The following is a 16,399-nucleotide window of genomic DNA, read 5'->3' as shown; positions in this document are numbered from 1 at the left end:
AAGATCGACATGAAACGAATACATATAAAAAAATATATTTCAACAGTTCTTTTGGCATCTCTCCTTATAGGATGCTCCGATATTCTGGAAGAAACCCCACGTGGTATTTATACACCCGAATATTTCAAAACCGAAAAAGGTGTTATTGGAGGAGTAACTTCACTATATGCTAATTTACGATACGTATATGGAAATGGGTATTGGCTTAACGCTTGCGAAACCGGAACCGACGAATATACATACGGACACGGTGCAGATGGCAACTACAAAGATCTCGATCTTTCGGGGGTAGGCTCAATTACACCCTCCAGTAGCCGTGCGGATGTACTATGGAACAGGGCATATTCAGATATCAACACAGCCAATGGTATTATTGAAAATGCAGTCGAAGTAAAAACTATTTCGGCAGCCTTGGTTGCTGAAGCCCGATTTTTCAGAGCATTCGATTATTTCATGCTCGTACAAACTTTTGGTGGAGTGCCTTTGGATTTAGGTTCGGGAGAGCTGAAGTTCAATGTATCCACTTCACGCTTTTCGGCTCGCAATACCGTTCCCGAAGTATATACCAAAGCAATATTTCCCGACTTGGTAATTGCTATAAACGATTTGCCGGATGCAGGGCGTGTTACAGGAGGTATCACCAAAACTGCTGCTCGATTGTTTTTGGCAAAAGCTTACCTAACGTATGGCTGGTGGCTCGAAAATCCGAAAAATATACCTACTTATCCCGAAACAACCCGAACTGATCTTGATGGACATGATGCACAATGGTATTATCAGCAAGCATATAATGTAGCAACAACTGCCATTGACAATCCGGGGCCTTTTGGTTTGCAACAAACATACTATGATGTCAACTTAGCTCAAAACGACCGGAATAAGGAGATGTTATTATATGCAGATCATACCGAATCAAGCGAATATTACGATGGCGAGTCGAGCCATTCGTATAATACCGGCACATCTCCCGGAAATTTTGCTGTCTGGATGGTTACATGGGATTACACATTTCTCGAAAGTGCACCTAATACGGATTGGAGCGGAACTAAAATAAGATCCGTTCAGCGTGAAGCAGCACAAGCTTACGGACGTCCATGGAAATGTATGGCTCCTACTATTGACGTCGTGAAAAAGACATTTAACGATAAAACCAACGACTCTCGCTACGATGGTACATTTGTCACTTCTTTCCGCGGTAACTGGGATAAGGGCGGCGTAAAAAATGAGTTTCTGTATAATGCAAATGGCATAAAAGTATATCCGGGCGATGCTATCCTTTCTTTTCTTGACGAAGAACCGGCTACAAACATCGACTACTCCAACTCTGTTTACAAAAGCAACGTAGGTGCAGGTATATTACCGGGAAGAGCCGACTTTGTGATAGCTCCAAGTGGCATCAGTAGATATGCGTACCCGAATCTTTGGAAAATAGGCACATATCGGACAGATAATGGAACCGGACTCGGACAACCGAACGGTAGCATCACTCGTCCTTTTCCTGTTGCCAAGTTCTCCGAACTTTATCTGGTAGCAGCCGAAGCTGCGGTAAAAGGTGCGGTTACAGTAAGTGGAAAAAGTGCCAGAGAATTGGTTAATGTACTTCGTGCACGTGCAGGTATCTGGCGTTGGAGTAACAACGGTAATAAGGCTAAAGTTCAGGACAATAGTGCTGCAATGATTGCCGCAACTCCTGCCACAATAACCATTGATTACATTTTAGCCGAACGTTCTCGCGAATTTTATGGCGAAGGTTATCGCTGGCACGATTTGGTACGTACTCAAAAATGGGGTGAGCTTGCTGCAACCTATGAAATTTGCGGTACCGCTGTTGGAGATCATACTCCTGTGAAAGTAACCCGCGATATTCAAGCATATCATTACCTACGTCCGATTCCTCAAGGTCAGATTGACGGTATGGAGATGCCTGCTGCCGAAAAAGCGGCTTATCAGAATCCAGGCTATAAATAACTATCCTGTAAATCAGCCGGACGATTCGGTTCGTCCGGCTGATTTCTCATTACATAAAGAATCTGTGGTCTCAGACCTTTTTATTGCTTTGGCAAGCATCAAAAAATAGAGACAGTTATGTTGATGAAATATCGCATTAAATATTTAACGCTACTTAATACTATGAGAACAAAATATATCGTTTTAGCATTATTTTTCCTTTTTACGGTTGTTTCCAAAGCTCAGAAAACACCCTATCTGCAAAAGAAAGGTACAGCTACACAGCTAATTGTAAAAGACAATCCCTACTTAATATTAGGAGGAGAATTGGGCAACTCAACAGCCTCTTCTTTGGAAGACATGCAATGGGTAAGCGAAAAACTCCAGAAAATGAAATTAAATACAATGCTCGTTCCGGCCTATTGGGAACTCATAGAATCAGAAGAAGGCAAATACGATTATACACTGGTCGATGGTATTATTGAACTGGCACGTAAACACGACCTGAAAATTGTATTTCTCTGGTTTGGAGTCTGGAAAAACAGTATGTCGTGTTATGCACCAATGTGGGTTAAAGAAAATTATCAAAAATATCCGCGTGCCGTTACAAAATCAGGACAACCATTGGAAATATTAAGTGCTTTCAGTCAAAATAATCTGGAGCTTGACAAACGTGCATTCAAACATTTCATGAATCATTTAGCCGAAGTGGATAAAACGCAACAAACCGTTATTATGGTACAAGTCGAAAATGAGATCGGTATGATTGAAGATGCCAGAGATTACAGTAAAGAAGCCAACAAACTATTTACATCGGAGGTTCCTAAGCAATTGGTCGATTATTTAGTAAAAAATAAACAAAGCCTTCGCCCTCAGCTTTTGGAGAGATGGGAAAAGAACGGCTTTAAAACAAAAGGAACATGGACTGAACTTTTCGGTGAAGGACTGGAAACTGATGAAATATTCATGGCTTGGAATTATGGCTTATTTATTCAGGAAGTAGCACAATCGGGCAAAAATGCTTACAATTTGCCGATGTATCTGAACGCAGCACTGAACAGTCGCGGACGTAAACCGGGAGCTTACCCGAGTGCAGGACCTTTGGCTCACCTTCTCGATATTTGGCGGGCATCTGCTCCGGCAATAGATTTCCTTGCTCCCGATATTTATGATCCAGGATTTACAGACTGGTGCAAACAATACCATGTAAACGGGAATCCTTTATTTATACCTGAAATCAGATTGGCAGAAGAAAATGCCGCACGGGTTTTCTATGCTTTCGGAGAACACGATGCTATGGGCTTCAGCCCATTTTCAATAGAAAGTGTAACAAATCCCGAAGAATATCCTTTGACTAAAAGTTATAAAATACTACGCCAGATACTACCTCTTTTATCCGAAAAGCAGGGAGAAGGAAAAACTAACGGATTCTGGTTTGACGGTGAAGAAAAAGAACGTACTACCGAAAGAAACGGATATACATTCACATTCAAACATGATTATACATTAGGTTGGAATCCACAGGCAAAAGACGGAAATAAATGGCCCGAAACAGGGGCTTTGATAATAGGACTCTCAAAAAATGAATATCTTGTAGCGGGAACAGGCGTAGTTGTTACATTTGGCAACACAAAAAAAGACGGTACACAAACGGGAATCGGGATTATCGATGAAGTAGAATTCAAAGATGGCAAAATGAGACCTCTGCGTCGTATGAACGGAGACCAAGACCATCAGGGCAGACATTTGCGTATTCCGGCAGGTGAATGGAGTATTCAATATGTGAAACTGTATGACTATAAATAAAAAACTATGAAGAAAAAGAAATTATACCTGATTATATGCTTACTGATTCTTGTCTTTCAAACAACGATATCAGCTTCCGATAAAGAAAAGTTTGTCTCTACTCAAAAGAATGCTTCTTACTTTCCTTTGGCTGTGGATGGCAGACCTGTTTCTATTCTTACTGATGATTCGGACTATAAGGGTGTGCTGCGTGCGGTAAATGATCTGAAAGAAGATTTTCGGAAAGTAACAGGAAATACACCTCAACAAGGGGCTGCAAAATTTGCCTTAATTATTGGCACTGTCGGTAAATCGGCTACAATAGATAAACTGATACAAACAGGAAAAATAGAAGCAAAAGACTTAACAGGAAAAAACGAAAAGTACATTCTGAAAACGGTAATGAATCCCATAGACGGAGTAGACGCTGCCTTAGTGATTGGAGGCAGCGACAAACGGGGAACTATATACGGTATTTATGAATTATCGTCACAGATCGGTGTGTCGCCTTGGTACTATTGGGCGGATGTGCCGGTGGTAAATCAAAAAAACTTATATGTAAAACCCGGAACATATACCGAAGGAGAACCAGCCGTACAATATCGGGGTATCTTCTTGAATGACGAAGCTCCGGCTCTAACAGGATGGAGTAAAGCTACTTTCGGGGGATTCAATCATCAGTTTTACGAAAAGGTATTCGAATTGATTCTTCGCTTGAAGGGGAATTTCCTATGGCCTGCCATGTGGGGAAGTGCTTTTTATGACGATGATCCCCTTAATGGACCTTTAGCTGATGAATATGGCATCGTGATGGGTACTTCGCACCATGAACCAATGGCATTGGCTCAACAAGACTGGAAAAGACGTGGAGAAGGTGCTTGGGACTATAAAAAGAACGGTGAAGTTCTCCGCAAATTCTGGACATCGGGCATCGAACGGGCTAAAGATTGGGAATCACTTATTACGATAGGCATGCGTGGTGATGGCGACGAACCAATGAGTGAAGAAAGCAACATCGACCTGCTTCAAAAAATAGTAAAAGACCAACGTACTATTATTTCAAAGGTTACAGGCAAAAAAGCTGAAACCGTTCCACAAGTATGGGCTTTGTACAAAGAAGTACAAGACTATTACGATAAAGGAATGCGTGTTCCCGATGATATTACATTGTTATTATGTGACGACAATTGGGGAAACGTTCGTAAACTTCCCGACCTCAATGCTCCCAAACGAAAAGGTGGATACGGGATGTATTATCATTTCGATTACGTAGGCGGACCTCGCAATTATAAATGGATTAATGTCAGCCAGGTACAACGTATCTGGGAACAAATGAACCTCACTTACCAATACGGTGTCGATAAAATATGGGTCGTAAATGTAGGTGATCTTAAACCGATGGAATACCCGATCAGTTTCTTCTTGGATATGGCTTGGAACACCAATCGGTTCAATGCAGATAATCTCGTACAACATACCGAGGAATGGTGTGCACAACAATTCGGTGAAAAATACGCTAAAGAATCGGCACGTCTGATAAATCTCTACACGAAATATAATCGCAGAGTTACACCCGAATTATTGAACGAAAAAACATACAGCCTCAAAAACTACAATGAATTTGAAACCGTTGTCAACGATTACAGAAATCTGGTTATAGATGCCATGCGTTTATATAATGTGATTCCGAATAATTACAAAGATGCTTTCGATCAATTGGTATTATTTCCTATTAATGCCTGTTCTAATCTGTATGAAATGTATTTTGCAGTAGCTAAGAACCGCTATTATGCCGAAATACAAGACGTTCAGGCAAATTACTGGGCAGATAAAGCAAAAGAATGTTTCGAACGTGATTCTATTCTGACAGTTCATTACAATCAAAATATCTCAGGTGGTAAATGGGCTCATATGATGGATCAGATACGTATAGGATATACTTATTGGCAACAACCCGAAAAGAGTGTGATGCCTCGTGTTGAATATATTGCGACAACAATGGAAGTCAAAGAGAAAGTATTCTCTGAAACGGATGGTTACGTATCTATCGAAGCGGAACATTTTACACGTCAAAAAAATGGTAATAATATATCGTGGAAAGTGATCCCCGATTTGGGAAAAACGCTTTCGGCTATAACTACTTTTCCTGTGACTGCCATTCCTAAAGAAGGCGACAACGTATATCTGGAATACGATGTCAACCTGACAAGTACGGGCAATGCTCGTTTGATTGTTTTACTATCCCCTACCCTCAATTTTAATTCAAATAAAGGGTTACGTTATGCCGTATCTATTGATGGAGGTGAAGAACAAGTAGTTAATTTCAATCAAACCTTTACCGAAAGGGAAAGAGAAAATTGGGTTGCCAACAGTATTATTGAGTCCATAACAAACTTTCGAATCGACAAAAGTGGATTACATACCATTCGATTTAGAGTATTAGATCCCGGAATTGTTTTACAAAAAATAATGCTCGATTTAGGTGGATTAAAACCCAGCTATTTAGGTGCTCCCGAAAGTAAGACATCAAAATAAAACAGAATGAAAAACATAGATAAACATATAGCAATAAGGCAGCTAGCATTATTAATGCTACTCACCTTACTTTGCGTTGTTAACGGTAGAGCATCTGTAAAACTCCCCGCACTGATTAGCGACGGTATGGTTTTACAACGAGATACGGAGCTAAAACTGTGGGGATGGGCTTCTGCTGGAGAAAGTATTGAAATTAGCTTTTTGAACAAGTCATATAAAACCACTGCCGATGCAAACGGAAAATGGGAAGTTACGCTCCCTTCTCAAAAAGCAGGAGGCCCCTATCAGATGCAAATTAATGATATTTCGATAAACGATATTCTGATTGGTGATGTCTGGCTATGTTCCGGGCAATCGAATATGGAAACACTTATCAGTAGGGTATTAGATTTATATAAAGATGAAGTCAGTCAGATAAATAATCCATATATCCGATATTTAAAAACACCGTTAAAGTACAACTTCACAGGAGCGAGTGACGATATAAATGGCGGTTCGTGGAAATCGGCAACTCCTGAAAACATACTCGATTTTTCGGCAGTGGCTTACTTCTTTGCCAAAGATTTATACGATAAATACAAAGTTCCGATCGGACTACTCAATTCGAGTGTAGGAGGTTCGCCCATCGAGGCATGGCTTAGCCAAGATGCTTTGAAGCAATTCCCTACTAATTTGCAAGTAGCTCAGCAATTTGCGCAACCCGGTTATATAGATAGCATCCGAGCAGAAGAGAAAAAAATCACAGAACAATGGTACGCGACCTTAAATCAAAATGACAAGGGCATATCCAATTGGTTTAAAAATGATCTCGACACATCAGACTGGGGTACAATCAGTTTACCCGGATATTGGGCTGATAAAGGAATCGGAAATATAAACGGTTCGTTTTGGTTTCGCAAAGAATTTGAAGTTCCTGCTTCAATGGTCGGTAAACCTGCCGTACTTCGCTTAGGCTGCATTGTGGATAGCGATTCGGCCTATATCAACGGACAGTTCGTAGGAACAACCTCGTATCAGTATCCTCCACGTATTTACACTATCCCTTTGGGGCTTCTTCACGAAGGTAAAAACTCTGTAACAGTGCGTGTTATTAACTCCATAGGAAAAGGCGGTTTTGTAGTAGATAAACCCTATCGGATTGTCGTAGGAGACGAATTTATCGACTTGACAGGAAATTGGAATTATAAAGTAGGTGCGGAAATGGCTGTTCTTCGTCCTCAGACTTTTTTTCAGTACAAACCCATGGGGTTATACAATGCAATGATAGCACCATTACTCAATTACCCTATCAAAGGTATTATATGGTATCAGGGCGAATCAAATACATCCCAGCCTGCAGAATATAGTACTTTGCTGACAGCATTAATCAATGATTGGCGGATAAAATGGAACAGAACTGATCTGCCATTTATTATAGCACAGCTTCCCAATTTTATGCAGCCGAAAGAAAACCCTTCCGAAAGCAACTGGGCTATGTTGAGAGAGTCACAATTGAAGGCTTTAGCTCTTCCCAGTACAGGAATGGCTGTTAATATAGATCTGGGAGAATGGAACGATATTCATCCCCTAAATAAAAAAGATGTCGGGCATCGCTTAGCTCTTATTGCTATGAGAATAGCTTATGGAGATAACAAGATCATAAGTTCAGCACCTATATATAAAAGTATGGTTGTAGAAGGCAACAAAATAATCCTTTCGTTTACAGAGATTGGAAACGGTTTTGCCTCTACTGAAAAACTCAAAGGCTTTGCTATTGCAGGAGAAGACAAACAATTTGTATGGGCAGATGCTAAAATTGAAGGGGATAAAGTAATTGTATGGAGTGACAAGGTGAAGAATCCCGTTGCCGTAAGATATGCTTGGGCGGATAATCCCGAGGGAGCTAACTTACGGAATAAAGAAGGTCTTCCATCGAGTCCATTCAGAACAGACAATTGGTAAGGTCACAGACCTTTTTATTATGCATACAGATATAAACGTAAGTAACAATAGGTCGCAGACCTTAATAATGATAATTATGAAAATATTAAAAAACTTAAAACCCTTCTTGCTTGCTCTAAGCATCTTAACACTGACGGGATGCAACAGCAAAAAGATTGAACCCTATCAGGATACCTCTCTTTCTTTTGAGGAAAGAGCCACCGATTTGGTATCGCGAATGACGTTGCAGGAGAAAGTCAATATGCTGCGGTACGATTGCCCCGGTGTAGAACGTCTGGGGGTGCCTGCCCACAATTTCTGGAACGAGTGCCTGCATGGTGTAGCCCGTTCGGGTAAAGCAACCGTTTTTCCACAGGCAATCGGTATGGCTGCCATGTGGGATAGCGAAGAGATGTTTGGCATTGCCGACGCTATTTCGGACGAGGCACGTGCCAAACATCACGAATATGCTTCGAGAGGTAAACGGGGCATTTATCAGGGGTTAACTTACTGGACTCCCAACATTAATATTTTCCGTGATCCTCGTTGGGGACGTGGAATGGAAACATACGGAGAAGACCCTTATTTGACTGCTGAACTTGCTGTCCCTTTCATCAAAGGATTGCAAGGCGATGACGATAAATACCTCAAACTGGTAGCTACTGCCAAGCACTTTGCAGTTCACAGCGGACCCGAATCTACACGACATTCGTTTGATGTATGGCCTAACGATTACGATCTGGAAGAAACATATCTGCCTCATTTCAAAAGAACCGTGCAGGATGCCCATGTATATTCGGTGATGTGTGCTTATCAGAGTTTCAGAGGAGCACCTTGTTGCGGTAATAAGTTTTTGGAAAGCATGCTTCGTGAAAAATGGGGATTCAAAGGGTATATTGTTTCCGATTGTTGGGCGATTCGTGATTTTTATGAAGAAAAAGCCCACCACGTAGTAGCTACCCCCGAAAAAGCGGCAGCTATGGCAGTAAAAGCAGGTACAGACCTCAATTGTGGTGATACTTATATACACTTGGTTGCTGCTGTTGAGCAGGGTTTAATTACCGAAGCTGAATTGGATGTTTCGGTTCACCGTGTACTTATGGCATTGTTTAAACTGGGTATGATGGACAATGACAAAGATGTAAAATATGCACAGATACCCTACGATGTGGTAGAAAGCAAAGAACATCAAGCCTTGTCATTGGATGCTGCACGCAAATCAATGGTATTACTAAAGAATGAAAATAATCTATTGCCTTTCAGCAAAGATGTAAAAAAGGTAGCTGTTATAGGACCCAATGCAGATGACTTAGAGGTACTGCTGGGAAACTACAACGGCTACCCTACTAAACCTAAAACACCATTAACTGGATTGCGTGAAAAACTACCGAATACAGAAGTCGTTTATGCCCAAGGTTGTGCTTTGGCTGAAAAGCTCCCCTACTTTGAGGCTATTCCTTCTGACTATTTATTTACGGATGCAAGTAAATCTCAAAAAGGTCTTAAAGCTGAATATTTCTCCAATATCAAATGGGATGGAAAACCTGCACACTCGCAAGTTGATCCGAATATAGATTTTATCTGGTGGACGACTGTTCCTTTCAAAGACATGAAATACGATCAATTCTCTGCACGATGGACAGGTGTACTTATACCTCCCACATCGGGTGAATATGCTTTAGGTGGTGAAGGTTTTTCGGGATTCAATCTGTATTTGAATGACTCGTTAGTTACTAAATGGAAAGATGTACACCACCCTCGTAAAGTATACGAATTGATGAAACTAGAGGGGGGAAAAGCCTATAATATTCGTTTAGAATACGTTCAGGATAATACCGAATATGCTATTATGCGTCTGCTTTGGGGCACACCGAAACCCAATTTGAAACAGGAAGCTATCGACTTAGCAAAATCGTCTGACCTCATTGTCCTTTGCATGGGATTAAGTCCTTTGTTGGAAGGCGAAGAAATGCCTGTAAAGGTAGAAGGCTTTTCGGGTGGCGACCGCTTGGATATAAAACTACCAAGCACTCAAACCGATTTGATTCGTGAGATTCACAAATTAGGAAAACCAACCGTATTGGTATTTTTGAACGGTAGTGCATTAGCATTCAATTGGGAAGCCGAAAATATGCCTGCCATTATCGAAGCATGGTATCCCGGACAAGAGGGAGGAGCTGCTTTAGCCGATATTATTTTTGGAGACTATAACCCTGCGGGACGTTTGCCATTGACATTCTACAAAGACATCAAGCAAATACCTGCTTTCAGCGATTACGATATGACAGGCAAAACATACCGTTATTTCAAAGGTGATCCTTTGTATGAATTCGGATATGGATTGAGCTATTCCACTTTTGAATACGCTATCAAAAATGCACCCGAAACAATCAAGTCTGGTGATAATATAACTATTTCGGTAGATGTGAAGAATACAGGTAAAATGGACGGTGACGAAGTGGTTCAACTATACGTTTCTCTACCAGACAGCAAACTGAAAACACCGATCAGAGCTTTACAGGGATTCAAACGTATTCACTTAAAAGCAGGCGAAACTAAAACCGTTGAATTTACTATCACTCCCAAACAAATGGCTGGACGTGACAAAGAAAATCTGGCTCAAGTTTCCAATGGAAAAGTATTGCTTTCGATAGGAGGAAAACAACCCGACAGCAAAGCTATCAATTCGAAACAGGTTGTTCTGAAAGAAGTTCAGGTTACAGGAAATACGTTTTATATTAAAGACTAGTTCCGTTTAATTAATAGTCTAAGAGGGCAGATAAATGTCTGCCCTCTATTTTCAAATTAAAAGGTTTAAAACCTTAATGCTTATGAGATATATTATAAACACATTTATTTTTGTTATGTTCTCCTTTTTGCTTTTTGCAGAAGATGGGAGCAAATTTTGGTTAAGGTATACTCCACCTGAAGCTATTTATGATTTTTCGACAGTAACGATGGACGAAAGTAGTCCTACTTTAGAAAAAGCACTTAATGAACTTACTATTGCATGGCAATCTTTTACAGAAAAAAATGTAGCAATAACTAAAACAACTGATACAGGTTCTTTAATTATCGGTACTGCAAAAAGTAAAAACATTGATTCTGTTATACCATCAACAGATTTAGATGGTTTAGGTAAGGACGGATACATTATCCGAAATATCAACAAAGGAGGCAAACAAAGTATTATCATTGCATCAAACACAGATATAGGTATACTTTACGGAGTATTTCATTTTCTAAGATTGATCCAAACTAATCAGCTATCAGCATCTGTAAATATCGTAGAAAAACCAAAGTATGATATTCGGATACTCAACCATTGGGATAATCTAGATGGAACAATCGAGCGTGGCTACGCAGGATATTCGCTATGGAAATGGGATGAATTACCCAATACCCTATCTCCCCGATATGATAACTATGCACGTGCAAATGCTTCGATAGGAATAAATGCAACTGTTTTAAATAATGTAAATGCCAGCCCACAGATATTGAGTAAAGAATATCTCTCCAAAGTAAAAGCCTTAGCAGAAGTATTCCGCCCTTATGGGATAAAAGTATATCTGGCAGTCAACTTCTCATCACCCAAAGAGTTAGGGGGATTACCTGATTCAGACCCTTTAAATAAAGAGGTGATTAAATGGTGGAACGACAAAGCAAAAGAGATATACAGCATCATTCCCGACTTTGGAGGCTTCTTGGTAAAAGCCAATTCCGAAGGGTTACCCGGTCCTCAGGACTACGGACGTACCCATGCCGATGGTGCTAATATGTTAGCTGATGCATTAAAACCCTATAACGGAATTGTGATGTGGCGTGCATTTGTTTACAACCCGAGCAGCGAAGACAGGGCAAAACAAGCCTATCTGGAGTTTATGCCTTTGGATGGACAATTCAGAGATAATGTAATCATACAGATTAAAAACGGTCCGATAGATTTTCAACCTCGTGAACCGTTCAGCCCTTTATTTGGAGCGATGCAAAAGACGCCCGAGATGGTAGAGTTTCAGATTACACAGGAGTATCTCGGATTTTCGAATCATCTGGCTTATTTAGCTCCCCTTTTCAAAGAAACGCTCGATAGTGATACCTATTCGAACGGAAAAGGCTCTACCGTTGCTAAGATAACAGATGGTACTTTGCGACCTCATCACTTAACAGCCATTGCAGCTGTTGCCAATATCGGCGAAGATACCAATTGGTGCGGACATCATTTTGCACAATCCAATTGGTATGCTTTCGGGCGCTTGGCTTGGGATCATCAATTGACCTCGGAGCAGATTGCTGATGAATGGATAAAAATGACTTTCTCTAATAACAAAGACTTTGTGAATCCTGTAAAAGATATGATGTTAGCATCCCGTGAAGCGGTTGTCTATTATATGATGCCGATGGGCTTACACCATATATTTGCTTTCGGACACCATTATGGTCCCGAGCCTTGGTGCGATGTACCTAACGCCCGTCCCGACTGGATGCCTTGGTATTACCATAATGCCGACTCGGTTGGACTTGGCTTTAATCGTACCACAACAGGAAGCAATGCCGTCTCTCAATATTTCTCACCTCTGAAAGAGATCTATAATGATCCATCACGTTGTCCCGAAAGTTTACTACTTTGGTTTCATCATATACCTTGGAACTATAAGATGAAAAACGGGCGTATTATGTGGGATGAACTATGTTATAAATACGACTCAGGAGTTCAACAAGTCAGAAGCTTTCAGAAAACATGGAATCAAATGCAGCCATATATAGATCAGCAGCGTTTCGATGACGTAAAATCTAAACTAGAGATACAATCAAAAGATGCTGTTTGGTGGAAAGATGCCTGTTTACTTTATTTTCAAACATTCTCGAAACGCCCTATCCCTTCTGATATAGAACCTCCGGTACATAATCTGGACGATTTAAAGAAAATTAAACTGGATATGACACATCATAATTAGGGTCTTTCAAACTTACTTATCGGTAAATACACATAGATCGAAACTAAATAATGCGAATGGGTAGTCGCCCCCTTTTATCTATCAATAAATGATGCCAATAAGTAGTTGGAATTATATGTTCAATTATTCTAACGCACCCTTTGGGTTTGTTTTTCATTTTGCCTTGATGCAAAACGAAACAAAAGATCAAGACTGTGCCTCTTTGCCCGACCCGCTACGGACTCGAAAGCTAAAACAAAAGAAAAACATTTATTATTGATATCCTTTTGTTTATTAACGCTTTCTTCACCCTGCGGGTACCTTGTGCAACCGCCAAGGTCAGGAAACCTGACGGACGAAAGCCACTTACGTGCGTCAGCCCTGGTGCATCAGTGGCGTAGCCGTTGGCTGACAAGCGAAGCGGGCGTAAAACTAAACGTGCCGTAAGGCAGTAGGTTTAGTTTAGCCTGTAAGCTTTAGTCAGACAGGCGAGCCACGCAGCACAAAGCCTTTTTGATTCCTTTTGCGGATTTGGGCAAAAGGAATACAAGCAATCTTCGATTGTGCGTAGAATAAAAAGACAATTAAATAGAATATTAAACATAACAAATCAACTACTGATTCACATAAATGATATAAATTGATAATATGAGAAGAAGAAAAATAAGCTGATAAAAAGTGTCACTTTTGTAACCTTTTTATTTATAAAAAACTAATATACTGATATTTAAAAATACAATAAAACTTACACCGATAGGTCACTTTTGTAACGTTATTGTCTACTTTTTTGTAACGAATGTAACTTTATTGTAATACTCTGTTTACTGCCTATTGATATAAATAATTTCGTAGAACTATTTATTGCTTTGGCAAGCAAAACAGCGATAAGTTGTTATGCATTTAAAATTTATCATTAAATATTTTCTTGTACTTAATATTTAAACTTTAATATGGAAAAAACTTGGAGATGGTTTGGTAAAAAAGATAAAATAACCTTACAGATGCTCAGACAGATAGGGGTAGAAGGTATAGTCACTGCTCTGCACGATGTGCCCAACGGCGAAATATGGACTCTAGAGGCTATTCTCGATCTAAAAAAGTATATAGAGGATGCAGGGCTTCGGTGGTCGGTGGTCGAGAGTCTACCTGTTAGCGAAGCCATAAAATATGCAGGAGAAGACAGAGACAGATTAATCGAAAACTACAAAGTAAGTCTGGAAAATCTGGGTAAAGCAGGTCTTAAAACGATATGCTACAACTTTATGCCTGTGATCGACTGGATTCGTACCGATCTCGAATATCCTTGGGAAGATGGTACTTCGTCCCTATATTTCGATAAAACCCGATTTGCTTATTTCGACTACTATATTCTTCAACGCGATGGTGCAGAAAAAGACTATACAGCCGAAGAGTTAGAACGGGTAAAAGAACTCGGTCAAACAATAACCGAAGCCGAAAAAGACGCTTTAATAGACACTATTATCGTAAAAACACAAGGTTTTATAAATGGTAATATCAAAGAAGGAGATAAAAATCCCGTAGCTATTTTCAAGCGTCTGCTTTCGCTATATGAGGGTATAAATCGTGATACATTACGTCAAAACATGAAATACTTCTTAGAACAGATAATGCCTGTCTGCGAAGAATACGGCGTGAATATGTGCGTACATCCCGACGACCCACCCTACCAGATGTTGGGCTTACCTCGTATAGTGACCGGTGGCGATGATATTAGCTGGATTTTAAAAGCTGTCGATAATCCACATAACGGACTGACATTCTGTGCAGGATCGCTAAGTTCGGGTATTCACAACAATGTACCCGAATTGGCTGCGAAATTTGCTTCACGCACGCACTTTGTGCATCTCCGCAGTACAGATATTCTTGAAAACGGCAACTTTATAGAAGCTCCTCATTTGGAAGGCAGAGGACATTTGATAGATGTAGTAAGGGTGTTTGAGAAAGAAAACCCGAAATTACCTATGCGTGTCGATCATGGTCGTTTGATGTTAGACGATGGGGAAAAAGGATATAATCCCGGTTACTCTTTTTATGGGCGTATGTATGCCCTAGCCCAATTAGATGGTGTAATGGCTGTTGTAAATGAAAATTTAAAGAAACAATAAATAAAATAAAAGATGAACGAAATATTTAGTATCGCAGGCAAAGTTGCCGTTATTACAGGAGCCGGAGGTGTTCTCGGTGGCAGTATAGCCAAAAGTTTTGTAGAGGCAGGAGCCAAAGTAGTTGCCATAGACATTCGTCAGGAGCAATTGGATGTAAGAATCAAAGAACTCACAGACTTAGGAGGCGAGGCAATCGGAATAATAGGCAATGTGCTTGATATAGAAAGCCTCGAAAAAGTAGCACAGGAAATTCTTACCAAATGGGGACGCATCGATATACTGCTGAATATAGCAGGCGGAAATATGCCCGGAGCAACATTAGCTCCCGACCAACCTTTTCACGATATGAAAATTTCGGATTGGGAAAAAGTAACCAGCCTCAACCTCAATGGTACGGTTTATCCGTCTATGGTATTCGGAAAAGTAATGGCAGAACAAAAAAGCGGAAGCATCATAAACATCTCTTCTATGGCTGCCTATTCGGCTATTACACGTGTACCCGGTTATTCGGTTGCCAAAACAGGAATAAGCAATTTCACTCAATGGCTGGCTACCGAAATGGCTTTGAAATATGGTGACGGTATACGAGTAAACGCTCTCGCTCCCGGTTTCTTCATCGGAGATCAGAACAGAGCGGTACTCATTAACCCCGATGGCTCATTAACCGAACGAAGCCAAAAGGTTTTAGCAAAAACACCGATGAATCGTTTCGGAGATATTACAGAGTTGAACGGAGCCGTACAATTTCTTTGCAGTCCGGCTGCGAGCTTTATTACGGGAGTGGTTCTTCCTGTTGATGGTGGATTTTCGGCATTTAGCGGAGTATAGATAATAAGCATACGATTAAGAAAAAACGGTCTGCTTTAATGTTTGTAAAGCAGACCATTTTTTGTAACACAGATTATATTTAATAATGTATTTTAAAGGTATAATTATCAATCGTTCAATTTTACAAACATTTATTCAACTACGCGCAATCACAGATTGCTTGTATTCCTTTGCCCAAAGCCGCAAAATGAATCAAAAAGGCTTTGTGTAATAGTCGTCCGTCAGGCTTCCGACCTTGGCGATTGCAAGGGGTACCCGCAAGGCGAATGAAAGCGTTAAGAAACAAAAGGATATCGTTCGTTAAATGCTTTCTTTTGTTTTAGC

8 protein-coding genes are annotated in these 16,399 nt (G+C 40.4%); all 8 read left to right on the top strand.

Translation table 11 applies throughout. The features are described from left to right. The first annotated feature begins 9 nt into the window (after positions 1 to 9). Positions 10 to 1,968 carry a RagB/SusD family nutrient uptake outer membrane protein gene (locus G7051_RS14300; protein ID WP_166201281.1) on the top strand — a complete coding sequence of 653 codons (1,959 nt, stop codon included), beginning with the start codon at positions 10 to 12 and terminating at the stop codon, positions 1,966 to 1,968. Between the two features lie 162 nt (positions 1,969 to 2,130). After that, entirely contained in the window at positions 2,131 to 3,753 is a 1,623-nt protein-coding gene (locus G7051_RS14295; RefSeq protein ID WP_166201279.1) for a DUF5597 domain-containing protein, read from the top strand. A 6-nt stretch (positions 3,754 to 3,759) separates the two neighbouring features. After that, positions 3,760 to 6,267, top strand: coding sequence for a glycosyl hydrolase 115 family protein (locus G7051_RS14290; RefSeq protein WP_166201277.1), 2,508 nt, complete (start codon positions 3,760 to 3,762; stop codon positions 6,265 to 6,267). A 6-nt stretch (positions 6,268 to 6,273) separates the two neighbouring features. Then, positions 6,274 to 8,208, top strand: coding sequence for a sialate O-acetylesterase (locus tag G7051_RS14285; protein WP_255493251.1), 1,935 nt, complete (start codon positions 6,274 to 6,276; stop codon positions 8,206 to 8,208). A 76-nt stretch (positions 8,209 to 8,284) separates the two neighbouring features. Continuing rightward, positions 8,285 to 10,936: a glycoside hydrolase family 3 C-terminal domain-containing protein gene (locus G7051_RS14280; protein ID WP_166201275.1), complete on the top strand. Its 2,652-nt coding sequence runs from the start codon at positions 8,285 to 8,287 to the stop codon at positions 10,934 to 10,936. Positions 10,937 to 11,018: 82 nt separating this feature from the next. Then, positions 11,019 to 13,142 carry an alpha-glucuronidase family glycosyl hydrolase gene (locus G7051_RS14275; protein WP_370522789.1) on the top strand — a complete coding sequence of 708 codons (2,124 nt, stop codon included), beginning with the start codon at positions 11,019 to 11,021 and terminating at the stop codon, positions 13,140 to 13,142. 929 nt (positions 13,143 to 14,071) lie between these two features. Next, positions 14,072 to 15,247, top strand: coding sequence for a mannonate dehydratase (gene uxuA, locus G7051_RS14270; protein ID WP_166201271.1), 1,176 nt, complete (start codon positions 14,072 to 14,074; stop codon positions 15,245 to 15,247). A gap of 12 nt (positions 15,248 to 15,259) precedes the next feature. Next, positions 15,260 to 16,075: an SDR family oxidoreductase gene (locus G7051_RS14265; RefSeq protein WP_166116460.1), complete on the top strand. Its 816-nt coding sequence runs from the start codon at positions 15,260 to 15,262 to the stop codon at positions 16,073 to 16,075. Positions 16,076 to 16,399 lie beyond the last annotated feature (324 nt).

The sequence above is a fragment of the Dysgonomonas sp. HDW5B genome (assembly GCF_011299335.1).
In the GTDB taxonomy this organism is placed as follows: domain Bacteria; phylum Bacteroidota; class Bacteroidia; order Bacteroidales; family Dysgonomonadaceae; genus Dysgonomonas_A.
Note: the sequence above shows the minus strand (reverse complement) of the source record. Positions and strands in the feature narration are given on the sequence as shown.

Excerpts from the sequence above, each read along its gene's own strand:
- G7051_RS14275 (WP_370522789.1), top strand. The coding sequence starts at position 11,019 with ATGAGATATATTATAAACACATTTATTTTTGTTATGTTCTCCTTTTTG.
- G7051_RS14300 (WP_166201281.1), top strand. The coding sequence starts at position 10 with ATGAAACGAATACATATAAAAAAATATATTTCAACAGTTCTTTTGGCA.
- G7051_RS14280 (WP_166201275.1), top strand. The coding sequence starts at position 8,285 with ATGAAAATATTAAAAAACTTAAAACCCTTCTTGCTTGCTCTAAGCATC.
- uxuA (WP_166201271.1), top strand. The coding sequence starts at position 14,072 with ATGGAAAAAACTTGGAGATGGTTTGGTAAAAAAGATAAAATAACCTTA.
- G7051_RS14285 (WP_255493251.1), top strand. The coding sequence starts at position 6,274 with ATGAAAAACATAGATAAACATATAGCAATAAGGCAGCTAGCATTATTA.
- G7051_RS14290 (WP_166201277.1), top strand. The coding sequence starts at position 3,760 with ATGAAGAAAAAGAAATTATACCTGATTATATGCTTACTGATTCTTGTC.
- G7051_RS14295 (WP_166201279.1), top strand. The coding sequence starts at position 2,131 with ATGAGAACAAAATATATCGTTTTAGCATTATTTTTCCTTTTTACGGTT.
- G7051_RS14265 (WP_166116460.1), top strand. The coding sequence starts at position 15,260 with ATGAACGAAATATTTAGTATCGCAGGCAAAGTTGCCGTTATTACAGGA.